This window comes from Streptococcus porci DSM 23759 (assembly GCF_000423765.1).
Taxonomy (GTDB): Bacteria; Bacillota; Bacilli; order Lactobacillales; family Streptococcaceae; genus Streptococcus; species Streptococcus porci.
In genome coordinates, this window is the sequence record NZ_AUIP01000008.1 from 15,913 (window position 1) to 39,632 (window position 23,720).

General features: G+C 42.8%; 20 protein-coding genes and 1 pseudogene. 17 read left to right on the forward strand and 4 right to left on the reverse strand.

The features are described 5' to 3' along the window. The first annotated feature begins 234 nt into the window (after positions 1-234). From alaS to G576_RS0103170, 12 genes are all read left to right on the forward strand, one after another. The gene (alaS, locus tag G576_RS0103115) at positions 235-2,853 is read left to right on the forward strand and encodes an alanine--tRNA ligase (protein ID WP_027973347.1); all 2,619 of its coding nucleotides are present in this window, start codon (positions 235-237) and stop codon (positions 2,851-2,853) included. 21 nt (positions 2,854-2,874) lie between these two features. After that, positions 2,875-3,315, forward strand: coding sequence for a cytidine deaminase family protein (locus G576_RS0103120; RefSeq protein ID WP_027973348.1), 441 nt, complete (start codon positions 2,875-2,877; stop codon positions 3,313-3,315). Positions 3,316-3,500: 185 nt separating this feature from the next. Then, positions 3,501-4,025 carry a hypothetical protein gene (locus G576_RS0103125; RefSeq protein ID WP_037618384.1) on the forward strand — a complete coding sequence of 175 codons (525 nt, stop codon included), beginning with the start codon at positions 3,501-3,503 and terminating at the stop codon, positions 4,023-4,025. Positions 4,026-4,083: 58 nt separating this feature from the next. Next, on the forward strand, positions 4,084-4,458 hold the full coding sequence (locus G576_RS0103130) for a DUF1149 family protein (protein ID WP_027973350.1): 375 nt from the start codon (positions 4,084-4,086) through the stop codon (positions 4,456-4,458). 1 nt (position 4,459) lies between these two features. Then, the gene (locus tag G576_RS0103135; protein WP_027973351.1) at positions 4,460-5,308 is read left to right on the forward strand and encodes a DegV family protein; all 849 of its coding nucleotides are present in this window, start codon (positions 4,460-4,462) and stop codon (positions 5,306-5,308) included. Positions 5,309-5,361: 53 nt separating this feature from the next. Further along, positions 5,362-6,132, forward strand: a complete 771-nt coding sequence (gene dapB / locus G576_RS0103140; protein WP_027973352.1) for a 4-hydroxy-tetrahydrodipicolinate reductase — start codon at positions 5,362-5,364, stop codon at positions 6,130-6,132. Then, positions 6,129-7,337, forward strand: coding sequence for a CCA tRNA nucleotidyltransferase (locus G576_RS0103145; RefSeq protein ID WP_027973353.1), 1,209 nt, complete (start codon positions 6,129-6,131; stop codon positions 7,335-7,337). The genes dapB and G576_RS0103145 overlap by 4 nt, the downstream gene beginning before the upstream one ends. Before the next feature lie 69 nt (positions 7,338-7,406). Beyond that, positions 7,407-9,275: an ABC-F family ATP-binding cassette domain-containing protein gene (locus tag G576_RS0103150; protein WP_027973354.1), complete on the forward strand. Its 1,869-nt coding sequence runs from the start codon at positions 7,407-7,409 to the stop codon at positions 9,273-9,275. 2 nt (positions 9,276-9,277) lie between these two features. Further along, positions 9,278-9,754 (forward strand): GNAT family N-acetyltransferase, encoded by a 477-nt coding sequence (locus tag G576_RS0103155; RefSeq protein ID WP_027973355.1) that lies wholly within the window; start codon positions 9,278-9,280, stop codon positions 9,752-9,754. A 156-nt stretch (positions 9,755-9,910) separates the two neighbouring features. Continuing rightward, positions 9,911-10,378 (forward strand): NUDIX hydrolase, encoded by a 468-nt coding sequence (locus tag G576_RS0103160; RefSeq protein WP_027973356.1) that lies wholly within the window; start codon positions 9,911-9,913, stop codon positions 10,376-10,378. A gap of 262 nt (positions 10,379-10,640) precedes the next feature. Then, entirely contained in the window at positions 10,641-12,380 is a 1,740-nt protein-coding gene (locus G576_RS0103165) for an ABC transporter ATP-binding protein (RefSeq protein WP_027973357.1), read from the forward strand. Positions 12,381-12,383: 3 nt separating this feature from the next. Next, positions 12,384-14,162 (forward strand): ABC transporter ATP-binding protein, encoded by a 1,779-nt coding sequence (locus G576_RS0103170; RefSeq protein WP_027973358.1) that lies wholly within the window; start codon positions 12,384-12,386, stop codon positions 14,160-14,162. 33 nt (positions 14,163-14,195) lie between these two features. Here G576_RS0103170 and G576_RS0103175 read toward each other — a convergent pair whose 3' ends face one another. The 4 genes from G576_RS0103175 to G576_RS0103190 form a co-directional block, all read right to left on the reverse strand. After that, a complete protein-coding gene (locus G576_RS0103175) occupies positions 14,196-15,428 on the reverse strand; it encodes an aminoacyltransferase (RefSeq protein ID WP_027973359.1) in 1,233 nt (410 codons plus the stop codon). Beyond that, positions 15,428-16,642: an aminoacyltransferase gene (locus tag G576_RS0103180; RefSeq protein ID WP_027973360.1), complete on the reverse strand. Its 1,215-nt coding sequence runs from the start codon at positions 16,640-16,642 to the stop codon at positions 15,428-15,430. The genes G576_RS0103175 and G576_RS0103180 overlap by 1 nt, the downstream gene beginning before the upstream one ends. Then, entirely contained in the window at positions 16,642-17,451 is an 810-nt protein-coding gene (yidA, locus tag G576_RS0103185) for a sugar-phosphatase (RefSeq protein ID WP_027973361.1), read from the reverse strand. The genes G576_RS0103180 and yidA overlap by 1 nt, the downstream gene beginning before the upstream one ends. A gap of 364 nt (positions 17,452-17,815) precedes the next feature. After that, positions 17,816-19,123: an HD domain-containing protein gene (locus G576_RS0103190; RefSeq protein ID WP_037618386.1), complete on the reverse strand. Its 1,308-nt coding sequence runs from the start codon at positions 19,121-19,123 to the stop codon at positions 17,816-17,818. Between the two features lie 112 nt (positions 19,124-19,235). Here G576_RS0103190 and G576_RS0103195 point away from each other — a divergent pair, with 112 nt between their 5' ends. From G576_RS0103195 to whiA, 5 genes and pseudogenes are all read left to right on the forward strand, one after another. Continuing rightward, a complete protein-coding gene (locus tag G576_RS0103195) occupies positions 19,236-19,619 on the forward strand; it encodes a YwiB family protein (protein WP_027973363.1) in 384 nt (127 codons plus the stop codon). Between the two features lie 2 nt (positions 19,620-19,621). Next, positions 19,622-20,786: pseudogene (locus G576_RS12185) on the forward strand (MFS transporter). Beyond that, positions 20,770-21,657: an RNase adapter RapZ gene (gene rapZ, locus G576_RS0103205; protein WP_083959924.1), complete on the forward strand. Its 888-nt coding sequence runs from the start codon at positions 20,770-20,772 to the stop codon at positions 21,655-21,657. Before G576_RS12185 ends, rapZ begins: the two are co-directional and overlap by 17 nt. After that, a complete protein-coding gene (locus G576_RS0103210; RefSeq protein WP_027973365.1) occupies positions 21,654-22,631 on the forward strand; it encodes a YvcK family protein in 978 nt (325 codons plus the stop codon). The genes rapZ and G576_RS0103210 overlap by 4 nt, the downstream gene beginning before the upstream one ends. Beyond that, a complete protein-coding gene (whiA, locus tag G576_RS0103215; protein ID WP_027973366.1) occupies positions 22,628-23,539 on the forward strand; it encodes a DNA-binding protein WhiA in 912 nt (303 codons plus the stop codon). The genes G576_RS0103210 and whiA overlap by 4 nt, the downstream gene beginning before the upstream one ends. Positions 23,540-23,720: the final 181 nt, after the last annotated feature.

Below are 23,720 nucleotides of genomic sequence, written 5' to 3' on the forward strand. Positions count from 1 at the left end.
AAACTATCTAAGAAAGAAGATGAATTCGTCCTACGATTGTCGATTTCTGATTTCTTTCAAACGAAAAAACACTAAAAGAAAGGATGTTTAGTTTAGTCAATCTGCTAAACTGAACATGGGACTAATTTCCTAGGAAAAAAGCGAAATCTTCCTAGACGTCCATCGCTGGCGTCAGATTTCTTATTTTTCTACAGAACTTTTCGGAAAGCCAAAAGGTCCCTTGGTATCTTAATTATGAAACAATTATCTTCTGCTCAAATTCGTCAAATGTGGCTTGATTTCTGGAAATCTAAAGGTCATGCCGTAGAGCCGTCCGCAAACTTAGTCCCAGTCAACGATCCGACACTTCTTTGGATTAACTCAGGTGTTGCGACCTTGAAAAAATACTTTGATGGTTCAGTCATTCCTGAAAATCCACGGATTACAAATGCTCAAAAATCAATCCGTACCAACGACATTGAAAACGTTGGTAAAACGGCTCGTCACCATACCATGTTTGAAATGCTTGGTAATTTCTCAATCGGTGATTACTTCCGTGATGAGGCTATTGAGTGGGGCTTTGAGCTCTTAACTAGTCCAGAGTGGTTTGGTTTTGACAAAGACAAACTCTACATGACTTACTATCCAGCTGATAAAGATTCCTACAATCGCTGGATCTCGCTTGGTGTTGAGCCAAGTCACTTGATTCCGATTGAGGATAACTTCTGGGAAATTGGTGTAGGACCTTCTGGACCAGATACGGAGATTTTCTTTGACCGTGGTACAGACTTTGATCCTGAAAACATTGGCATTCGTCTGTTGGAAGAAGATATTGAAAACGACCGTTACATCGAAATTTGGAACATTGTGCTGTCGCAATTCAATGCTGACCCGGCGGTTCCACGCTCTGAATACAAAGAATTACCAAACAAAAACATTGATACGGGCGCTGGACTTGAGCGTCTTGCTGCCATTTTCCAAGGGGCAAAAACAAACTTTGAGACCGATCTTTTTATGCCAATCATTCGTGACGTGGAAAAAATGTCAGGTAAGACTTACGACCAAGACGGCGATAATATGAGTTTCAAGGTCATTGCTGACCATATTCGTGCTCTTTCCTTCGCCATCGGTGATGGTGCCCTTCCTGGAAATGAGGGGCGAGGGTACGTTCTTCGCCGTCTCCTTCGTCGTGCGGTTATGCATGGTCGCCGTTTGGGCATTAACGAAGCTTTCCTCTACAAATTGGTACCAACAGTAGGTCAAATCATGGAGAGCTATTACCCAGAAGTGCTTGAAAAACGTGACTTTATCGAGAAAATCGTCAAGCGTGAGGAAGAAACTTTTGCACGTACCATTGATGCAGGTACTGGTCACTTGGAAGACTTGCTTGCAGATTTGAAAAAAGCAGGGCAGGACACCCTTGACGGTAAAGCTATTTTCAAACTTTATGATACTTACGGATTCCCAGTAGAATTAACCGAAGAATTGGCAGAAGATGCAGGCTACAAGATTGACCATGACGGCTTCAAAGCTGCCATGAAAGAACAACAAGACCGTGCCCGCGCAGCTGTTGTCAAAGGTGGTTCAATGGGGATGCAAAATGAAACCCTAGCAGGCATTACTGAAAGCTCTGCCTTTGTTTACGGAGTAAGCACCCTTGATGCAAAACTGTCTGTAATTGTAGCGGATAATGAGCGTACAGAGGCGGTATCAGAAGGACAAGCCCTTCTCGTCTTTGACCAAACGCCATTTTACGCTGAAATGGGAGGACAAGTGGCAGACCACGGTTATGTGAAAAATGCGGCAGGTGACCTTGTAGCGAGAGTAGTAGATGTTCAAAAAGCACCAAACGGTCAACCTTTGCATACGGTAGAATTACTGGCAAGTATCTCACTTGGTGATACTTATACTCTTGAAATTGACACGGCACGTCGTCGTGGCGTTGAGAAAAACCATACGGCGACTCATTTGCTCCACGCTGCTCTTCACAATATTATCGGAGAGCACGCTACTCAGGCTGGCTCATTGAATGAAGAAGAATTCTTGCGCTTTGATTTCACTCACTTTGAAGCTGTAACTGCTGAGGAACTTCGCCGCATCGAAGAAGAAGTCAATGCCAAAATCTGGGAAGCTATTGATGTGGTGACCATTGAGACTGATGTTGATACAGCTAAAAGCATGGGTGCAATGGCTCTCTTTGGTGAGAAATACGGCAAGGAAGTCCGTGTCGTGACTATCGGAGACTACTCAATCGAGCTTTGCGGTGGGACTCATGTGACCAATACTTCAGAAATTGGTCTCTTCAAGATTGTCAAAGAGGAAGGAATTGGCTCAGGTACACGCCGTATCCTTGCGGTGACTGGTAAAGAAGCCTACCTAGCTTTGCGCGACCGTGAAGATGCGCTTAAAGCAGTGGCTCAAACCCTCAAAGTGCCCCAAATCGACCAAGTGCCTACAAAAGTAGAGGCACTGGCTACGGAGCTCCGCCATGTTCAAAAAGAAAATGCAGAGCTAAAAGAAAAAGCAGCAGCAGCACAAGCGGGCGACGTCTTCAAAGATGTCAAGGAAGTAAGAGACCTTCGCTACATCGCCAGCCAAGTATCCGTATCTGATGCTGGCGCACTGCGGACCTTTGCAGACAACTGGAAACAAAAAGACTACTCAGATGTGCTAGTTCTTGTGGCAGCTATCGGTGATAAGGTCAATGTGCTGGTAGCCAGCAAGTCAGCTGACGTCCATGCAGGTAATGTTATCAAAGAACTTGCTCCAATCGTGTCAGGCCGTGGTGGTGGTAAACCAGATATGGCTATGGCAGGTGGTTCAGATGCCTCTAAAATTTCTGAACTCTTGAATGCAGTTGGTGGGCAACTGTAATAAAAATAAAGGAAGACAGAGATGGATATTTGGCAAGAACTTTATGATAGAGCAAAGGATCACTATAATCCTCACTATGTGTCTCCCTTTGTTTACTCTAACCATGTAGTCGCAGCTATAGAAGCAGCAGACGGACAGATTTTTACTGGTTATTGTTTTGAAGCGACAGCAGGTGTTTTTCACCTTTGTGCAGAACGGTCCGCGGCCTTCAACATGTTTCAAGCAAGTGGTCAAACTGCAATTAGACGGATAATTGCTTTTCGTGATAAAGCTCCGTTCGGTGAAGGCTCTGGCATGCCTTGTGGCGCCTGTCGTGAATTTCTCATGCAGCTTTCACCTGAAAACAAATATACGGAATTTATGGTGGACTTTGATAAACGTGAGACGATTACCATTGGTGAACTCATGCCTCTGTGGTGGGGTGAGGAGCGCATGCAGGCAGGAATTGAGGATTTAGAATAAGGGAATGCTCAGTAATTATAAACTAACAGTGTTTAGCTGAGTATGTATATTACTGTCATACTATCCAAACAGAGACTAAGCTAGGACTTTTAATCTGGTCTCCTCTCATTGCTTTTACGAAAGGCTTTTGTCGAATTGGGATTTTTTAAATGCTAAAAAATCCCAATTTTGCTATAATATCACCTATGGAAAAATCATTTAAAGACATTTATAAAGATCATGCCGAGATGCCTTATTTTGCCCCCCAGTATGAGATGGAGCTGATGAAAAAGCCTATTGCCAAGCGTCAGATGGAACGAACGACTGAAGGCTTTTTACCAGGTCATATCATACTCCTTTGGCGAATTTCTTTTGGAACATTTTTGACAACTTCGTTTCGTCATAAGTATTTTTACACCACTTATGGAATTGATGCGGACAAGGAGTTAGACATGCTTATTGAAGCAGGATATGTCCGGATTGAGACAGCCTTTGAATCTTTGCGACACTTGCCAGCAGGGGAGCTCAAGGATTTTCTCAAAGCTAAAGATGTGATTGGACTTTCCAAGATGAAGCGTAGCGATTTGGATGGGAAAATGGCAGAGCTTTATAGAGAAGATGAGTTGGCAAATCTTTTTGAACTAAGGAGCTATGCTTTGACCGAAAAAGGACAGGCTCTTTTAGCAGCTCATCCAGAGATTGTTGACAAGCATCCGCAGAAGAAATTCTGACCTTTAATTTTCAAACTAATCGTGATATAATAGGAATACTAACTTCAAGGAGACAAAAATGGAAATTATCCGTGAAAAAGAATTTGTCAATCAATTTCACTACGATGCTCGCAATTTAGAGTGGGAGAAGGAACACGGTGCGCCTAAGACTAAGGCAGAGGTGACTTTTCAGCTGGTAAAACGTGATACTGAAACTAATGAGACTGTCTTGGTGGCGCGTTTGCAGTATATGATTGTCAAGGATGAATTTGTGATCTCTGGTGTGATTTCTCAGGGCAATCGGATTCAAAATCGTATTGTGCAAGAGCCAAGCGAATTGACTCAAGAAGAAGTTCAGGATTTGGCAGGCCCTCTTTTGGACATGCTCAAACGCCTAACGTATGAAGTGACTGAAATTGCCTTGGATAGACCAGGTATCAATTTGGAGTTTTAAGATGAAATTAGCTGTAATTACAGATTCGTCGGTTTTCTTACCAGAAAATTGGGAAAGACCAGACAATCTCTTTGTTTTAGATATTCCTGTTACTATTGACGGTGCCTCTTATGTGGAAGGTGTCAACCTGACTGCTACTGAATTTTATAAGAAGATGGCTGCATCTGATAATCTTCCAACGACAAGCCAACCTTCGGTTGCGCAGTTGGATGAGTTATTGACACAGTTAGCTAAAGAAGATTACACTCACGTGGTCGGACTTTTCTTATCTAGTGGTATTTCAGGTTTTTGGGCAAATATTCAATATCTGATTGAGGAACATGCAGGATTGACGATTGCTTTTCCAGATTCTAAAATCACTTCTGCCCCACTTGGTCTGATGGTTTCTAACGCTCTTTCTTGGGCGGAGGCTGGAATGACTTTTGAGACCATCATGGAACGCTTGCAGCAACAGATTGATAAAACCTCTGCTTATATCATGGTTGATGACCTCAACCACTTGGTTAAAGGCGGTCGTCTGTCAAATAGCTCTGCTATTCTCGGAAATCTTCTATCTATCAAACCGATCCTCTATTTTGATGAAACAGGAAAAATTGTGGTTTATGAGAAGGTTCGGACTGAGAAAAAGGCTGTGAAACGTCTTGTAGATGTCATGATTAAGTTATCAGAAGATGGCGACTATGATGTGATTATTATCCATGGAAATGCGGCTGAAAAAGCTGATGCCCTCTATCAGCAGTTGACCGCTGATGGTTTGAATAATCTTTCCATTGCGACCTTTGGTTCAGTAATCGGGACGCATTTGGGTGAGGGAGCGATTGCTTTGGGTGTGACACCGCGTTTTGAATAATCGTCTTGATAAGCTTGTGATTTCGTTTCAGATTGAGTGAAGGAGGATTGAGGATGTCTATTAAAGTCATTATTGCTGGTTTTAAAGGAAAAATGGGTTCAACTGCGGTTGACATGGTAAAAAATGATAGCCAACTTGAGCTAGCGGGTCTTCTCGATCCCTTTGCCACAGAAAAAGAAGTGGATGGTGTCCCTGTTTTCACCGCTAAGGAAGAGTTAGCGGACTTTGAAGCGGATGTTTGGGTAGATTTTACCCTGCCTAAGGTAGCTTATGAAAACACCCGCTTTGCCTTGGAAAATGGCTTTGCTCCTGTTGTTGGAACGACTGGCTTTACGACGGAACAAATTGCTGAGTTAACAGACCTATCTGCTCAGCAAGGTTTGGGTGGTTTGATTGCCCCAAATTTTGCTATCGGAGCTATTCTGCTTATGGAATTTGCAGCTAAGGCCAGCAAGTATTTTCCAGACCTTGAAATCATTGAGCTTCACCACGACAAGAAAAAAGATGCTCCGTCTGGAACTGCCATCAAAACCGCAGAATTGATTCGAGAAGCACGAACTTATAAAAAGCAAGGTGCGGCAGATGAAGAAGAGTTGATTGAGGGAGCACGTGGAGCTGAGTTTGATGGATTCCGCATTCACAGCGTGCGCTTGCCAGGTCTGGTCGCCCATCAAGAAGTGATTTTTGGAGCCCAAGGCGAGGGCTTGACCCTTCGTCATGATTCTTATGATCGTAGTTCATTTATGAGCGGGGTTAATCTGGGTATCAAAGAAGTGGTCAAACGTGACCGACTCGTTTACGGATTGGAAAACTTATTGTCATGAAATTAGAAACACTGCCTTCTGACTTTCAGAAGGCTTTACCCTTATTAAAAAAGATAAAAGAAGCAGGTTTTGAAGCTTATTTTGTCGGAGGAAGTGTGCGCGATGTTCTCTTGGGGCGAGATATTCACGATGTGGATATTGCGACGTCTTCCTATCCTGAGGAAACCAAGCAGATTTTTGAGCGTACGGTTGATATAGGCATCGAACATGGGACGGTTTTGGTGCTCGAAGATGGCGGTGAGTATGAAATCACGACTTTCAGAACTGAGGATGTTTACGTTGATTATCGCCGTCCTAAATCAGTTTCTTTTGTACGTTCACTTGAAGAAGATTTGAAGCGTAGAGATTTCACCGTTAATGCTTTTGCTCTTGATGAAAGTGGGCAGGTTATTGACCTTTTTGATGGCTTATCTGATTTAAAAGCTAAGGTTTTGCGTGCGGTAGGTCGGGCTGAGGAGCGTTTTAGTGAAGACGCACTGAGGATTATGCGTGGACTACGTTTTGCGGCTAGTCTAAATTTTGATATTGAAAGGTCAACTTTTCATGCCATGAAGACGCATGCTCCTTTATTAGAAAAGATTTCTGTAGAGCGTTCCTTCATTGAGTTTGACAAGCTCTTGATGGCTCCACATTGGCGCAAAGGGATTGAGGCTCTGATGGAGACAAGAGCTTACGATTATCTGCCAGATTGCCAGGATACCTTTGAAAAATGGCAGAGCTTACTAGATGAAACAGATGAGAAGTTTAGTTTTTCTAGTTCCGAGCAAGCTTGGGCAGCTCTGCTATTAGCCTTGGAGATTGAACAGCCAAAAGCTTTTCTGAAAAAGTGGAAGACCTCAACTCAATTTCAGCAGGCAGTTGATAGTATTGTATCTATCTATCGCTTTCGCCTAAGCTCAGACATGACGAAGCCTGAAGTCTATCGCTATGGTAAAGACCTAATCTGGCAGGCTGAAGAACTGCGTCAGGCTCAAGGTTTATCAGTAGATTTCGCCCGTATTAAGCATTTGGATGCGGATTTGACCATTCATAACAAGCATGAAATTGTGGTAAACGGTGGTCTTTTAATTAAGGAGTTGGGCTTCAAACCGGGACCGCAGATGGGAGGGCTGCTAAAAGCAGTAGAAGAAGCTATCGTGCTAGGTTACTTGGCTAATGACAAAGAAGCTATTTTTAAGTTTGTGAAAGCTGAATCATCAAAATAAAAGGAGCTTGAGCTCCTTTTATGAACTAGAGTAAGTCTAGTCCTATATCATAGAAAGTAAGGATGGCACATGTCTGATTTTATCGTTGAAAAATTAACCAAATCTGTCGGTGACAAGACGGTTTTTCGTGAGATTTCCTTTATTATCCACGCTCTTGACCGTATTGGAATTATCGGGGTTAATGGAACCGGAAAAACCACGCTTTTAGATGTCCTGTCTGGCAAACTTGGTTTTGATGGTGATGTCTCGCCTTTTTCTGCCAAGGCTGACTACAAGATGGCTTATTTGACTCAGGAACCAGACTTTGATGAAAGCGAGACTATTCTGGATACAGTCTTGTCTTCTGATCTGCGTGAGATGGCTCTGATTAAGGAATATGAGCAACTGATGTCTGATTACAGTCAGGAAAATCAAAGTCGGCTTGAAAAAATTATGTCTGAAATGGACGCTTTAGATGCTTGGACTATTGAGAGTGAGGTCAAGACGGTCCTGTCAAAATTAGGCATCACTGATTTGACGCAAAAGGTTGGTGATTTGTCTGGTGGTTTGCGTCGTCGCGTGCAACTAGCTCAGGTACTTTTAGGGGACGCGGATTTGTTGCTTTTGGATGAACCAACCAACCACTTGGATATCGACACGATTGCTTGGTTGACCAATTTTCTCAAAAATGCTAAAAAGACGGTCATCTTCATCACTCACGACCGCTATTTTTTGGACAGTATCGCCACGCGTATCTTTGAATTGCACAATGCCAGTCTGACCGAGTATCAAGGCAACTACCAAGACTATGTCCGCCTGCGTGCAGAACAAGACGAGCGCGATGCGGCTTTCCTCCACAAGAAAAAACAACTCTACAAACAGGAGTTGGCTTGGATGCGGACACAGCCTCAGGCGCGTGCTACCAAACAGCAAGCCCGGATAAATCGTTTTCAGGACCTTAAAGCAGATTTGTCAGGAGAAAGGACTACTGCTGACCTTGAAATCAACTTTGAAACCAGCCGAATTGGCAAAAAAGTCATCAATTTTGAAGCAGTTGATTTTGCCTTTCCAAATAAATCAATCTTGTCAAACTTCAACCTGATTGTCCAAAATAAGGACAGGATTGGCATTGTCGGAGACAACGGTGTTGGAAAATCAACCTTGCTCAATTTAATCAGTGGTGATGTGCAGCCGACTGCAGGTAGGCTAGATATCGGTGAGACCATCCGTATCGGCTATTTTTCTCAGCAAATCAAGGATATGGACGAAAGTAAGCGGGTCATCAATTACTTGCAAGAAGTGGCTGATGAGGTAAAAACAACTGTTGGGACAACCAGTGTGACAGAGCTCTTGGAACAATTTCTCTTTCCGCGCTCAACCCATGGGACGCAGATTGCAAAATTATCTGGTGGAGAGAAGAAACGACTTTATCTACTAAAAATTCTCATTGAAAAGCCAAATGTTTTACTGCTTGACGAGCCGACCAATGACCTTGATATTGCGACCTTGACCGTTCTTGAGAATTTCTTGCAGGGATTTGCAGGACCAGTCATCACGGTCAGCCACGACCGTTATTTCCTTGACAAGGTAGCCAACAAGATTTTAGCTTTTGAAAATGGCGGGGTTCGGGAATTTTTTGGCAATTACACCGATTATCTGGATGAAGTAGCTTTTGAGAAAGACAGCTCTGCTATTGCTCAAAAGAAAGAAGCACCAAAAGTTGAGAAGGAAAAAGCGGAGCGTAAGCGCATGTCCTATTTTGAAAAGCAGGAGTGGGCGACTATTGAGGATGAAATTGGGACCTTGGAGGAGCGAATTAAGGTCATTACTGAGGAGATGCAGACCTGTGGTTCAGATTTTACTAGGCTTTCCGATCTGCAAAAGGAATTGGATGAGAAAAATGACCAGCTATTAGAAAAATACGAACGCTATGAGTATTTGAGTGAATTGGAGGGTTGATGATGTTGTTACGTCCAATCAGTCACCGAGATGACGCGGCTGTCGCTAGCCTTATCCGAACCTCGCTTGAAGAGTTTGGTTTGGATAAGGCTGGAACAGCCTACTTCGACCCGCAACTGGATCATTTGACGGATTACTATGCTAAGAAGTCTAGATCAGCTTATTTTGTTATTGAAGCTCATGGAGATATCGTTGCTTGTGCTGGTTACGGTTTTGTTTCTGAGAAAATAGCGGAGCTTCAAAAGCTCTATGTGGCTAAGTCCCAGCGTGGCAAAGGTTATTCCACTTATTTGCTAAAGGAAATTTTCCAATCCGCTAAGGCAGACAACTACAACCAACTTTATCTGGAAACAGCAAGGGAACTAGCTGGAGCGGTCAGTGTCTATGAGCATTTCGGCTTTGAACACCTAATGCATCCTTTAGCTAATGAAGAAGGGCATGCAGCCATGGATATTTGGATGTTAAAGGATCTAGATTAGTCTGTAACACTCTAGATAGTATGATGCTATAAAGAGGGTTACTGGGCTGAGAGGAGGGCTTCTTATAGCCAGCCTCTATTTCCGCCTGAAGGTGTCACTCCCCTGACACTTTCAAGTCTGGACATTTGACTATCGAAAGATTTACTAGGAGGGGTTATGACTTTGTTATCGCATTTTGGGGTTTATGGTATCTGTATTCGTGAGGGGAAACTCCTTTGCATTCGTAAGAATCGTGGTCCATATAAGGGGCGATTTGATTTGCCAGGAGGCAGCCAGAATGAAGGTGAATCTTTGCTTGATACTCTCAAACGTGAAATGAGTGAGGAGACTGGTTTTCAAGTTTTGTCTGCTCGAAATAACCGTATTTTTGATACTTTTGTCAAAGCTGAAGCAGCAGAGGACACGGTCCATCATATCTTTGCGGTCTATGATGTAGAATTGGCAACAAACTCAGCTGTTTCCATAACAAAAACCATCGATCAAGGGGCAGTCAACGACTCAGCTGGATTTGATTGGGTGGATATGACGGAGCTGACAGAGGGTAATGCCTCACCACTAATTCTTAAAATCTTAGAACCAAGCTTAGCGGCTTCTCGTTTTCTGTCCTGGAAGGTCCTAGGTTAGAAATAGTTTGTCTTTTTTGATATACTGAAGAGAGTAAAAGAGGAGGCTGAGACAAAAGTCCTAGCCTTTTAACATGATTGCAGATAGGCGCTTTGGCGCAGTGATTGGAGGTTATCGTCCCTTGCTCCACATGGATAGCGACTTTCCTAATCAACTGTGCGCAGGTGGAACGACAAAATTGAAATCGGTAAAAATACCGATTTGCCGATTTTTATCTCACTCTCTTCTTTATCTATTCTGTTTTTAAAAGAAAGGAAAAATGATGAATCTGATTTGGTCTTATCTAAAATCAAAATATAGGTGGTTGATATTGGATCTGATAGGAGGTTTTCTCTTTGTTGTGGTCAATTTGGGAATGCCAACTATTTTGGCTCGCATGATTGATGAAGGAATTACGAAAAATGATGCCCAGCGTCTAACTTATTGGGCTTTTATCATGTTTGTGATTATCCTTCTAGGGATTATCGGTCGTGTCATTTTAGCATATGCAGCTGGTAAATTAACAACAACCATGATAAAAGAGCTACGTACAGACATGTACGCTAAATTGCAGAGCTATTCGCATAGTGAATATGAAAAAATAGGGGTATCTTCCTTGGTAACTCGTATGACTTCTGACGCTTATGTTCTTATGCAATTTGCGGAAATGTCTCTTCGTATGGGCGTAGTGACTCCTTTGATGATGATTTTCTCTGTCGTCATGATTTTGGTGACTAGTCCAAGTTTGGCTTGGACAGTTGCAGTCTTTATGCCGTTTTTGGTTGCTGTGGTGACCTATGTTGCCATTAAAACGCGTCCGCTTTCTAAACAACAGCAGAAGACCTTAGATAAAATCAACCAGTATGTCCGTGAAAATCTCATGGGATTACGAGTTATCCGTGCTTTTTCACGCGAGAAATTTCAGGAGGAACGTTTTGCGGAACAAAATGAAGTCTATACAGACATTTCAAAGCGTCTCTTTACACTGACAGGGTTGACTGAACCACTCTTTGTGCAAATTATTATTGCCATGATTGTAGCGATTGTTTGGTTTGCTTTAGAGCCTTTGGCAAAAGCAGAGCTACAAATTGGTGACTTGGTTGCCTTTATTGAGTACGCCTTTCACGCGCTCTTTTCATTTCTTATGTTTGCCAATCTTTTTACCATGTACCCTCGTATGGCTGTATCTGCTTCAAGGATTCAAGAGGTCATGGACATGCCAATCTCCATTTCCGAAAATCCTGATGGCGTGACGGAGACGGCAACAAAAGGTTATCTGGAATTTGATAATGTAACCTTTGCCTATCCAGGTGAAACGGAAAGTCCTGTTCTCCATAACATCTCTTTCAAAACAAAACCAGGAGAGACCATCGCTTTTATCGGTTCGACGGGTTCTGGGAAATCAAGTTTGGTTAATCTGATTCCGCGTTTCTACGATGTGACTCTCGGTAGAATACTAGTTGATGGGGTCAATGTTAAGGATTATCAGTTGAAATCCCTTCGTCAGAAGATTGGATTTATTCCGCAAAAAGCTCTGCTATTTACCGGAACTATCGAAGAAAACCTCAAGTACGGTAAGCAGGATGCGACAGTACCTGAACTCGATCAGGCGGTAGATGTCTCTCAAGCCAAGGAATTTATCGCAAGTCGCGAGGAAGGTTATGGCACCCATCTAGCCGAGGGAGGAAGCAATCTTTCTGGTGGACAAAAGCAGCGCTTATCCATTGCACGTGCGGTGGTTAAAAAGCCTGATATTTATATCTTTGATGACTCTTTTTCAGCTCTTGACTACAAAACTGACGCAGAGCTCCGCCGTCGCTTAAAAGAAGTGACCGAGGATGCAACCGTGCTTATCGTGGCTCAGCGGGTCGGAACCATTATGGATGCTGATCAAATCATCGTTCTCGATGAGGGTGAAATTGTTGGTCGTGGTACCCATGACGAGTTGATGGCAAGCAATGAGATTTACCGTGAAATTGCCAATTCACAACTCAATAATCAATCATTAACGGAGGAGGTCTAAATCATGAAAAAGAAACAAGAATCAGTCTTTCTTCGTTTGTGGGGTTATTTAAAAGCCTATAAGGCTTCTCTTTTCTTAGCTGTCTTTCTCAAAATTATGGCAGCTGTCATGAATGTCTTGGAGCCCTTTGTATTGGGGCTGGTGATTACCGAGCTGACACAAAATCTCCTTGATATGGCAAATGGTATTGAGGGAGCAGCCATCAACGTCACCTATATCTTTTGGGTTTTAGTTGCTTATGCGATCCGCGCTCTTTTCTACGAAATTGGTGCCTATGGTTCTAACTACTATATCACTCAAACGGTACAAAATAGTATTCGTGATTTGCGAAATGACCTGAGCCAAAAAATCAATCGGATACCGGTCTCATATTTTGACAAACATCAATTTGGTGATATGTTGGGACGTTTCACCTCTGATGTAGAGACGGTGTCAAATGCTCTGCAACAGTCATTTTTACAAATCATTAATGCTATCATTTCCATAACGCTTGTTGTTGTCATGGTGATTTATCTCAATGCTCAGTTGGCAATCGTGGTTATCTTTAGCATTCCCTTGACCTATGTGACTGCGCAAGCTATTCTCAAAAAATCACAGCCCTATTTTAAGCGACAGGCTAAAGTTTTAGGAGACATGAATGGTTTCGTTCAGGAAAATTTGACGGGTTTCAATGTTTTGAAACTTTATGGACGGGAGGAAGCCTCCGCGGCAGAGTTTGCAAGAATCACTGATGAGTTGCAAGATGTGGGCTTTAAAGCCAGCTTTATGTCAGGAATCATGATGCCTGTACTTCATGCTATTTCAGATCTGGTTTATCTGATTGTGGCGGTTCTAGGGGGGCTTCAAGTCATGGCTGGAAAGATGGCGATTGGTAACATTCAAGCTTTTGTTCAGTACACTTTTCAACTGGGACAACCGATTCAAACACTAACGCAGTTAGCCGGAATCCTTCAATCCTCCAAGTCTTCTTTGGAGCGTATCTTTGAAGTTCTTGATGAAGTTGAAGAAATAACTAATGTGGCTGAAAGTCTAGAACAAGATTTAACTGGCCAAGTTAGCTTTAAAAACGTCCATTTCCAATATGTTGACAATAAACCTCTTATCCGAGATTTTAACTTAGAAGTCAATCCTGGCGAGATGGTGGCTATTGTTGGCCCAACTGGAGCTGGTAAGACAACTCTAATCAATCTTCTTATGCGCTTTTATGATGTGACAGATGGTTCCATCACTGTTGACGGCCACGACATTCGCAACCTCTCTCGTCAAGAGTATCGCCAGCAATTTGGTATGGTTTTACAGGACGCTTGGCTCTACGAGGGAACCATTAAGGAAAATCTTCGTTTTGGTAACCTCTCTGCAACGGATGAGGAAATCGTTGAAGCAGCTAAGGCAGCTAACGTTGATCACTTTATTCGCACGTTACCAGGTGGCTATCAGATGGAAATGAACCAAGAGTCTTCAAACATTTCCCTTGGTCAAAAACAACTTTTGACTATCGCACGAGCTCTCTTAGCAGATCCGAAAATTTTGATTTTGGACGAGGCGACATCAAGCGTTGATACACGTTTGGAACTCTTGATTCAAAAGGCAATGAAACGTCTCATGCAAGGACGCACTAGCTTTGTCATCGCTCACCGCCTCTCAACCATTCAAGAGGCTGATAAGATTTTGGTTCTCAAAGATGGTCAGATTATTGAGCAGGGAAATCACGAAAGTCTTTTGGCGGATAAAGGTTTCTACCATGAACTCTATATGAGTCAGTTTTCAGAAAAAAATGCATAAAGAAAATCGCTTGACCGATGGTCAGGCGATTTTTTAGCGTCCTAGAATTTTTTTGATGGTTTGTAGAGCCTTATATTTCAAAGGTTTAGGGTAATAGCGGAAGGTTCCCATTTTACGTGTAATATAACCGTTGAAATTTTGTTTGAAGCGAAGGACACCGTCTTGCTGATTAAAATTACCCGTGATACCAAGAAGGTTATAGCTAGAAATCCCTCGTTTAAGTGCCTCTTTCATGACGTAATCTTGGAGAAGGGCAGGGGCATAAAACTTGTTAAATTCAGGAAAGGATCCTGAGAAGAGGTAAATGGCTTCTTGTTTGGTATAGACAAAGAGACTAGCAGCTAGTGGCACATCGGCTTGTCCATGTTTGTTAATCAAGCTAAGGGCTTCATTCTTTCGAACATCAAAGGTCTCGGCTTGGCTAGATAGTTCACGTAGCTGGTTTTGCTTTTTCTCAGAGTTAGGATTTGTCTCCAATTCTGCTTTGAGTTTATCAATTTTCAAGGTTAAATTTGCCTGCTGCTGGTCGAGTTTGTCATAGTAATCCTGAAAATTAAGGCTAGCCAGCATGAATTCAGCACGGTCACCCCAACTGTCATAAAATTGCTCATAGTAATCCAGTGGTTTATCCACGTAGTCTCTACGGTCAGAAGTGGCAGAAGTGACTGTCTTGAAAAGACTGAGCTCTGAGCGGTCAAGCTTGCTTAACTTAATCCCAAAGCTTTGTGCTTTTTTGACTAGTGGTTTTCCCTTTTTTGAAAAAGAGCTGAGCAGTTGATCGGGCTTTAGACCAGACAAATCCTTGACATAGTGCCAATCAGGCTCACCACCAGGATAGCCGGTCAAGAGACCATCGTGGTGAAAACCTAACCTTGTCAAATCTTCAATCAAATATGGTCTCTCATCATCGAGAGGTTTTCCATTTCCGTCGAAAGTTTGGTAGGTGTCGTAAGGTTTGATAATTAGTTCGAGTGCCCCGTTTTCCTTGGCATAGGTTTGCAGAGCTTTGTAAAAATCTGAAAGATAGCTGGAGTCAAGAGAGAAGGGGCCAGAGTTGATTTCCATATGGAGGCCACCAGCCATGGGAATAGAGAAGAGTAGTGCAGCTACTTTGAGCTGACCCTCAACTTCTAATCCCAAAAATTGAGTCTTGTAACCCCGCTTCTGAAAAAGCTCTGCCATTTCCACAGACTGCATAAAAGATTTGTAAGCGACGCTGTCGGCGAAGGCTTGAAACCGGTATTGATCTAAAATCTTTAGTGCCATCAGTGATTACTCCTTAGCTTTTTACGGAGATTGTAGGCCATTTTGGATGCCTTGTAGAAAAGACCGTTGACAGGAATATCAAATTCTCCAATAAATTCCTCAATGGTTGGGTTGAAATTGGATTTGAATTTTGTCAGTCCATCGTCGAGACTGCCCTCGACTCCGCCCATATTTGCCCAGATGATACCATCTGCATAAGCATCTTCGAAGACTTTGGGGTAGAGGGAGTATTGTGGATAAAACTTCTTAAAATCATCGTTCATACCAGCGTAGAGCATTTCCATGACATTTCCAAAGCGGACAGAGAGGATGCTAGCGATGATAAGTTCGTCAGGGGACTGGCCAACAAAACTTTCGAATTCTGTGATGTATTTTTCCACAGAGGTTTTTTGCTGGGTCAGTTTAGTGAGGCGTTTTTTCTGATGTTCGGCTGTTTCAGACAGATCTTTTTCGATCTGTGCTAACTGTTCTTTGTATTCAGATAAGCGTTTCGGAAGATTAACCTTGGCTAAGTGAAGGTAGGCGTCGTCTCCGTAGATAGACATCATCTTGTGGAAATAATCTTCATTACGCAGGGCTACTCCCTTGCGATTCTCGGTCAGTGCGACAACGTCGGCGAAGGCCTTGACATCTTCGAGGCTCCCGCGAGAGGTGATGACACCTCGATTGTCGGCATCTTTCATGAGGCGCTTGGTGTGCTTTGGAAAAGTTGTCACTATATTTTCCTGAGTGTAAACATTGGCTTGAAAGCGAGGCTGAATGCTTTCTGAAATTTTCAAAGTTCTCCCAGTCCAGATAGCACCTGCTGCGGTCAAGCGGTCAATGTGAGCGGTAACTTCTGGGCTTTCTGAAACCTCTTCACCAATTTTATAGGCTTTTAAAAGCAGTGCAGGGTCAAATTTGATAAAAAGCGCACGCTTTTTCTTCCCAAAAGCTTTGAGGGATTGGATAACAAAGCTGACTAAATGCTTGTCACTGTAATCCATAACAGGACCACGTGGGATATAGAGCATAGTAAAACCAAGGGGTAGTTGCTTGATGAGAATACTGGCTGAGGCAACTAGCTGACCATTTTTATAAAATCCAAGGCGCTCATTTCCCCAGTTATCTTTGATTTTTGCCCAGTTTGAACTTTGGAGTAGATTGGTTTGCTCGCTTGCTTTGACAAAATCGTCATGCTCTTGGGCTGAAATGCCCACTTGATATGTAAACATTAGTTTAGTACCCATTCGCGAATCGCATGCGCGACCCCGCTTTCGTTATTTGATTTGGTGATGTGCTTAGCTAGCGCTTTAACGCTGTCAACTCCATTTTCCATGACGACAGGAGTTCCGACCACTTCTAGCATGGCACGGTCATTTTCCTCATCACCGATAGCCATAGTTTGCTCCATAGCTATTCCCATTTTCTCGGCTAGGTGAACAATGGCAGAGCCTTTGCTGGCTGATTTGTTCATCAGTTCTAGATAAAAAGGCTTGGATTTAACAATGGTGTACTTGTCGTAAAATTCCTTAGGAATCTTGGCGATAGCTTCATCCAAAATCTCAGGCTCGTCAATCATCATGATTTTAACGATTTCCTTATCGGTCATTTCTTCGGGAGTTCGGTAAAAGACGGGCATATCCACAAGAGTCGCTTCGTGAATGGTATATTTTCCAATATTACGATTAGCCGTATAAATGCCTTCTTTGGTAATAGCGTGCATGTGGACGCCTAATTGACGGCTTAGGTATTCAATCTCCAGGTAATCTTCGTAAGTCATGGCATCTTTAACGATATCCTTGCCACTTGATGTGTCCTGAACTAGGGCACCATTAAAAGTAATCACGTAGTCACCTGGTTCTTTAAGGTTGAGTTCATTTAACAATTCTTGAACGCCAGCGATAGGACGTCCCGTTGCAATCACAACTTTAACCCCCTGTTTTTTAGCTTCTTGAACTGCTTCATAAACGTCAGGAGTGATTTTACGGTCATCCGTAATCAATGTGCCATCGATATCAACAGCAACCAATTTAATTGTCATAATTCTTCCTTTACTTATTACATAGCATTTGTTATCAACACACTATTTTACTAAAAATAAGTTTTTTTGTCATTTGTAAAAGAGAGTGGTACAAAAATCGGTAAGTCATAATAAAATGACCATTTTGATTACCTATTTTAAGGGTTAGGTAGAAATAGCTCCATTGGATAACTTCTATCCTACCTTCATCTCACTTATCAGGCACTAGGTAGGGGACAAGTGGTAGTGGTTCATTGGCGCTAAGACCTCTAATGAACGGTTGGTTTGGGAGCAATGTTAAGATTAACAAAGACCATCAGAATGTCTTTCAAGGTCAGGTTTAGAGAAAAACAAAAGAGGCGGGACACTGTCCCAGCCTCTTGCTTCAATCTGAAATAGTTAGGCTTGAAAAATGTCCGTTGGAGATACAGGAGAGGAAAACTTCCTTGTCCGCAACGAATAAATCATCTCGTTTAAGCATTTCTTTTGGGAAATAGAAGCGCTGGTCACCGAAGCTAGATCCAGAGAGTGCAGACACCAGTGGTGACAGGTTTGATAGTTCCACAAGTTGTCCATTTTTTTGTTGGATTTCAATTTGTGTACGTGGTTTTTGACTTTCTGGTCGGTAAATGTCGTAAGGGAGGTCAAAATTGTGATGCTCTGCGGTGTAATAGTCTGCCTCAAAACCAACGGCTGAGACTAGGCTTCTGAGCAAATCAAGTTGATCTGCGCTAGCTTTGTCAAACGTCACTGAGGTGAAAAGCTGACGCCTGATAAAGCGCCTGGATAGATCAGCTAAAATCTTGTCGTCGCTAGTCATCCAGGCTTGAAAATAGGTGTTGAGAACCCCATCATCAAGGAGGAGGTAATCCGAGAGTGAGTAGCTATTTTCGAAGAAAGGCAGAAGCAAAGGAGAAGTTTTAGCGAAGAAATCTGGGTCGCTAGTGTAGAGATGGTGTGCTCGTTTGAGCAGGTTTTGCAAAAGAACTTCGATGGCACGGCTGGCAGGATGAAAATAAACCTGCATGTACATCTGATAGCGACTGACTAGATAATCTTCAACAGCGTGCATGCCTGTGATATCAAAGACGATACCGCTTGAGCTTGGTCGCATGCTAGTTAAAATCCGTGTCAGGTCAAACTGTCCATAATTTGTCCCTGTATAGTAGGAATCTCGGAGCAGGTAATCCATGCGGTCACAGTCAATTTGGCTGGAAATCAGTTGAACCACCTGTTTGTTTGGGTAGCTATGATTGATAACGCTGGCAACCTTATCTGGAAAATCGGGCGAAACCCGGCGCAAAACAGCATTGATTTCAGTTTCTGGATTGGTGATGATTTCTTGCCCTAAGACCTCATGGTCAGTTCCAAAGAGGATTTCAAAGGTATGGGAATAGGCTCCGTGACCGATGTCATGCAAAAGTGCAGCCACCATGGTTAAAAGAGACTCTTCCTTGTCCCAAAGGTCTGGATAGTGTGCCTCGAAATGCTCGGTAACCCGTCTAGCGATATCATAAACCCCTAGACAATGGGAAAAACGGCTGTGCTCGGCCCCATGAAAGGTAAAGCTCGTCGTTGGCACCTGTTTGATACGGCGCAGGCGTTGAAATTCAGCAGTATTAGCTAAATCGTAAATGACCTCGTGAGAGATTCGAATATCGTTGTGGACGGGATCCCTAAAAATTTTATCCATGCTAAGCTTCTCATCCATTCTTTTCTATCAATATAATAAGATTATTGTAGCAAAAATTGTGATTTTTGTCAGAAATTGATAGAATATAGAGAAAGAAAGAATTTGGAAAAAAATGAAGATTACTATAAAAAACAAGATTCAAATGGGAAGTGAGACCGAACTCATTCACGAAGAACATCAGGGTGAACTGGTTGTCAAAGGAGATTACTTCTATCTGGTTTATCAAAATGAAGAGGCAGAAAAAGTGGTTTTAAAATTTAAGGCGGATGAGCTTTTGATGACCCGCTTTTCAAAGCCTCAGTCCCTAATGCGGTTTGTGGCTAGTGATTTTGGGTTCTGCTCTATTCCAACGCCTCTAGGAATACAAAAAATCATCAGTAAGACCTATTGCTTTGTCTTGGAGGAAAATCAGTTACAGCTGGCCTACGATCTTTTACCACATTCAGAGGCAGAAGAAGTTCTTGCTAGTTACCAAATGAGCATTTCTTGGGGGTAGCGGTGTTTCAAAGTACTTATCGGAAAAATATTCCCCTGCTTGCTGCAACTGAATTCTTCTCCTTTTTTGGCGTGACAAGTTTTTGGGTTCTTTTCTTATCACAAAAGGGCATGAGTCTTTTTGAAATTGGGATTTTGGAAAGTATTTTTCACGCCACCAGTCTGATTAGTGAAGTTCCCTCTGGCATGCTGGCAGATCGTTTTTCTTTCAAGACAAACCTTTACCTGAGTCGTCTGGCCAATATCATTTCCTGCCTTTTCATGTTACTAGGTGCAGGGAATTTTTGGTTATACGCTATGGGCATGATTATCAGTGCTTGGGCTTACAATTTTGATTCAGGAACTAGCTCTGCGATGCTCTTTGAATCAGCAAAAGAAGCTGGTTTGGAAAGTCGCTTTCTGAAAATCACAAGTTTTTTATCTGGTATCAGTGAAGGAACTAGGGCTTTAGGTCTAGTTGTGGCAGGGCTTTTGGTCCATGGACTTCTGGATTGGACCTATATTATCCACATTGTCCTATCGCTGATTGCGGTACTCTTGGTTTCTCTAATGAAGGAACCGAGTATCAAAGCGGAGCGAGAGAAAAATCCTAGCCTTGCAGAGATTGTTAGTATGGTAAAAGAAAACTTCAAGACCAATCCTAGGCTTTTGAGCTGGCTTTTTATCAGCCAATTCTTAGCTGTTCTTATCTGTATGTTTTACTTTTATTTTCAAAATGAAATGACGGTTCTCGCTGGTTGGCAGATTAGTTTGGTTATGTTGGCATCAAGTGTTCTTAATATTGGAGCAGTCTGGTTAGCTAGTCGGCTGGGAGAAAGATGGTCTGTGAAGTCCTTGCTTTATCTGCTGAGCAGCCTGGTAGGTGGACTTCAAGCAAATTTGGATTTATGTCATGATTTACCTTTTGACAGATTCTCTCTACGCCTTTTTCCAGCCGATTTTCAATAATGATTTGCAAAGGCAGTTGACCAGTTCGATTAGGGCGACGATGCTAAGTATTACAGCCATGTTTTTCAGTTTGTCAATGATTGTCGTCTTTCCTGCCGTTGGCTGGCTGATTGATTTTTACGGATTTAAACCGACCTTTATGGGTCTTGGAGTGTTGCTAGTGGGAATAGCTCTGCTATTGTCCAGCGAGAGGAGGAATAGTGATGAACAAAAAAATTAACCTTGTAATTGTAACGGGAATGAGCGGTGCGGGAAAAACTGTAGCTATCCAGTCTTTTGAAGATATGGGGTATTTTACCATTGACAATATGCCACCGGCGCTTTTACCTAAATTTTTAGAGCTGGTGACCCACTCCGAGGATAACGACAAGGTTGCTTTAGTGGTTGACATGCGAAGTCGGTCTTTCTTTGCTGAAATCAGTGGTATTTTAGATAATCTAGAAAATGCTGATGATGTGAACTTCAAGATTTTATTTCTAGATGCAACCGATGGGGAATTGGTGTCCCGCTATAAGGAAACACGGCGCAGTCACCCTCTGGCTGCAGATGGTCGTGTCCTTGATGGTATAAAGCTGGAGCGTGAGCTCTTATCACCACTCAAGAGCATGAGCCAAAATGTGGTTGATACAACAGAATTGACCCCGCGCCAGCTTCGTCAAACCATCTCTGAACAGTTTTCATCAGATGATAGTCAGGTTGGTTTCCGTATAGAAGTCGTATCTTTTGGTTTCAAGTATGGCCTGCCTCTAGATGCTGATTTGGTCTTTGATGTCCGCTTTTTGCCCAACCCCCATTACATCCCAGAACTCCGAGAGAAGACAGGGCTGGATAAGGACGTTTATGATTATGTAATGTCTTTTGAGGAGTCCAATGCTTTTTATGAAAAATTACTGAGCTTGTTGACTTCTATCTTGCCGGGCTACCAAAAGGAAGGCAAGTCAGTTCTGACGATTGCTGTGGGTTGTACAGGAGGTCAGCATCGAAGCACAGCTTTCACCCATCGACTTGCCGAAGATTTGAAGGCTGATTGGGTGGTCAATGAGAGCCACCGTGACAAGGATCGCCGTAAGGAAACGGTGAATCGCTCATGAGAAAGCCTATCATTACAGTAATCGGTGGAGGAACAGGGATTCCTGTCATCTTAAATAGTCTTCGTCGGGAAAATGTGGACCTACGAGCAATTGTGACTGTAGCTGATGATGGCGGATCTTCAGGAGAACTTCGTACGGCCATGCAGTTGACACCTCCAGGTGATTTGAGAAATGTCTTGGTGGCAATGTCCGATATGCCAAAGTTTTACGAGAAGATTTTCCAGTACCGCTTTAAAGATTCGGACGGACCTCTGTCAGGGCATCCGTTGGGAAATCTCATCATTGCTGGCATTTCAGAAATGCAAGGTTCTACTTATAATGCCATGCAGATTTTGACCAAATTTTTCCATACCACAGGAAAAATTTATCCCTCAAGCGAACAGGCTTTGACCCTACATGCTGTCTTTCAGGACGGTCATGAAGTGATAGGGGAAAGCCATATTTCAGACTATAAGGGCATGATTGACCACGTTTTTGTAACCAATACCTACAATGATGAAACTCCTAGAGCTAGTCGCAATGTGGTTGATACCATCATGGACAGTGATATGATTGTCCTTGGACCGGGATCACTTTTCACCTCAATCTTGCCAAACCTAGTTATTCCTGAAATTCGTGAGGCTCTGCTTGCGACAAAGGCTCAGGTTGTCTACGTCTGCAATATCATGACCCAATACGGGGAGACTGAGCAGTTTACTGATGCTGACCACGTGGCGGTGCTTAATCGCCATCTAGGGAAAGATGTCATTGACACAGTTTTGGTCAATATCGAGCCTGTACCTCAGGACTACATGAATAACAACCATTTCGATGAATATTTGATTCAGGTTGAGCATGATTTTCAGGGACTTTCTAAGCTATCTAAGCGCGTGATTTCTTCTAATTTTCTTCGTCTGGAAAATGGCGGAGCCTTTCATGATGGTGACCTAGTCGTCGAAGAACTCCTCACCTTGTTGAGAGGAGTCAAGGCATGAGTTTTACCACAAAAACCAAGGAAGAACTCCTTGGACAAAATATTTTAGATAAAAATGAGCTCTCTGCCCTTATCAAGATGTCTGGTAGTTTGGGGCTGACAGGTCAGGGGCTGACCCTCTCCATCTCCACAGAAAATGCTAAAATGGCGCGTCACATCTATACTCTGTTGGAAGAACTTTATCAGGTTACACCAGAGATACGCCACTATCAAAAAGCTAATCTACGAAAAAATCGTGTTTACACGGTTATTGTGACTGAAGATGTCAATGCGATGTTGTCCGATTTGCAACTGGCTGATTCCGTTTTTGGCTTTGAGACGGGGATTGAACCCTCTATTTTAGATGATGACGAGTCAGGGCGCAGTTATTTGCGTGGAGCTTTTTTGGCGACAGGCTCCATCCGAAATCCCGAGTCTGGCAAGTACCAACTGGAAATTGCCTCTGTTTATCTAGATCATGCCGAAGATTTGGCGGCTCTCATGCAGAAGTTCATGCTTGACGCTAAAGTGATTGAGCGAAAAAACGGAGCGGTTACCTACTTGCAAAAGGCTGAGGACATTATGGACTTTCTCATCGTTATCGGAGCCATGACTGCAAAACAGGTTTTCGAGGAAGTCAAGGTGATGCGAGAAGCTCGTAACGACATCAATCGGGCCAGCAACGCTGAAACTGCCAACATTGCACGGACAGTTAATGCTAGTGTCAAAACGATCAATAATATCATCAAAATCATGGGCACTATGGGATTAGAGAGCCTACCAGTCGAGCTTCAGGAAGTAGCGACCATGAGGGTTAATCACCCCGATTACTCTATCCAACAGATAGCTGATAGTCTAGAAAGTCCCTTGACCAAGAGCGGTGTCAATCATCGTCTTCGCAAAATTAATAAGATTGCAGATGATATTTAAGAGTCTAAGACCAAAAAGTTAAATATAAAAAGCGAACAAGACTAATTTTCTGGTGTTTACTGGTAAGCAGGTTTCTAAGTTGTTCGCTTTTTGTGTGTTCTTACAAGTTTAAAGCCCTTGATAAAAGAGATTTTCAAATATCAAAATCATTTTGCCCCAACCTCTTTTGTGATAACTTTCT

Coding starts and splice junctions, on each gene's coding strand:
- alaS (WP_027973347.1), top strand. CDS start 235: ATGAAACAATTATCTTCTGCTCAAATTCGTCAAATGTGGCTTGATTTC.
- G576_RS0103120 (WP_027973348.1), top strand. CDS start 2,875: ATGGATATTTGGCAAGAACTTTATGATAGAGCAAAGGATCACTATAAT.
- G576_RS0103125 (WP_037618384.1), top strand. CDS start 3,501: ATGGAAAAATCATTTAAAGACATTTATAAAGATCATGCCGAGATGCCT.
- G576_RS0103130 (WP_027973350.1), top strand. CDS start 4,084: ATGGAAATTATCCGTGAAAAAGAATTTGTCAATCAATTTCACTACGAT.
- G576_RS0103135 (WP_027973351.1), top strand. CDS start 4,460: ATGAAATTAGCTGTAATTACAGATTCGTCGGTTTTCTTACCAGAAAAT.
- dapB (WP_027973352.1), top strand. CDS start 5,362: ATGTCTATTAAAGTCATTATTGCTGGTTTTAAAGGAAAAATGGGTTCA.
- G576_RS0103145 (WP_027973353.1), top strand. CDS start 6,129: ATGAAATTAGAAACACTGCCTTCTGACTTTCAGAAGGCTTTACCCTTA.
- G576_RS0103150 (WP_027973354.1), top strand. CDS start 7,407: ATGTCTGATTTTATCGTTGAAAAATTAACCAAATCTGTCGGTGACAAG.
- G576_RS0103155 (WP_027973355.1), top strand. CDS start 9,278: ATGTTGTTACGTCCAATCAGTCACCGAGATGACGCGGCTGTCGCTAGC.
- G576_RS0103160 (WP_027973356.1), top strand. CDS start 9,911: ATGACTTTGTTATCGCATTTTGGGGTTTATGGTATCTGTATTCGTGAG.
- G576_RS0103165 (WP_027973357.1), top strand. CDS start 10,641: ATGAATCTGATTTGGTCTTATCTAAAATCAAAATATAGGTGGTTGATA.
- G576_RS0103170 (WP_027973358.1), top strand. CDS start 12,384: ATGAAAAAGAAACAAGAATCAGTCTTTCTTCGTTTGTGGGGTTATTTA.
- G576_RS0103175 (WP_027973359.1), bottom strand. CDS start 15,428: ATGGCACTAAAGATTTTAGATCAATACCGGTTTCAAGCCTTCGCCGAC.
- G576_RS0103180 (WP_027973360.1), bottom strand. CDS start 16,642: ATGTTTACATATCAAGTGGGCATTTCAGCCCAAGAGCATGACGATTTT.
- yidA (WP_027973361.1), bottom strand. CDS start 17,451: ATGACAATTAAATTGGTTGCTGTTGATATCGATGGCACATTGATTACG.
- G576_RS0103190 (WP_037618386.1), bottom strand. CDS start 19,123: ATGGATAAAATTTTTAGGGATCCCGTCCACAACGATATTCGAATCTCT.
- G576_RS0103195 (WP_027973363.1), top strand. CDS start 19,236: ATGAAGATTACTATAAAAAACAAGATTCAAATGGGAAGTGAGACCGAA.
- rapZ (WP_083959924.1), top strand. CDS start 20,770: ATGAACAAAAAAATTAACCTTGTAATTGTAACGGGAATGAGCGGTGCG.
- G576_RS0103210 (WP_027973365.1), top strand. CDS start 21,654: ATGAGAAAGCCTATCATTACAGTAATCGGTGGAGGAACAGGGATTCCT.
- whiA (WP_027973366.1), top strand. CDS start 22,628: ATGAGTTTTACCACAAAAACCAAGGAAGAACTCCTTGGACAAAATATT.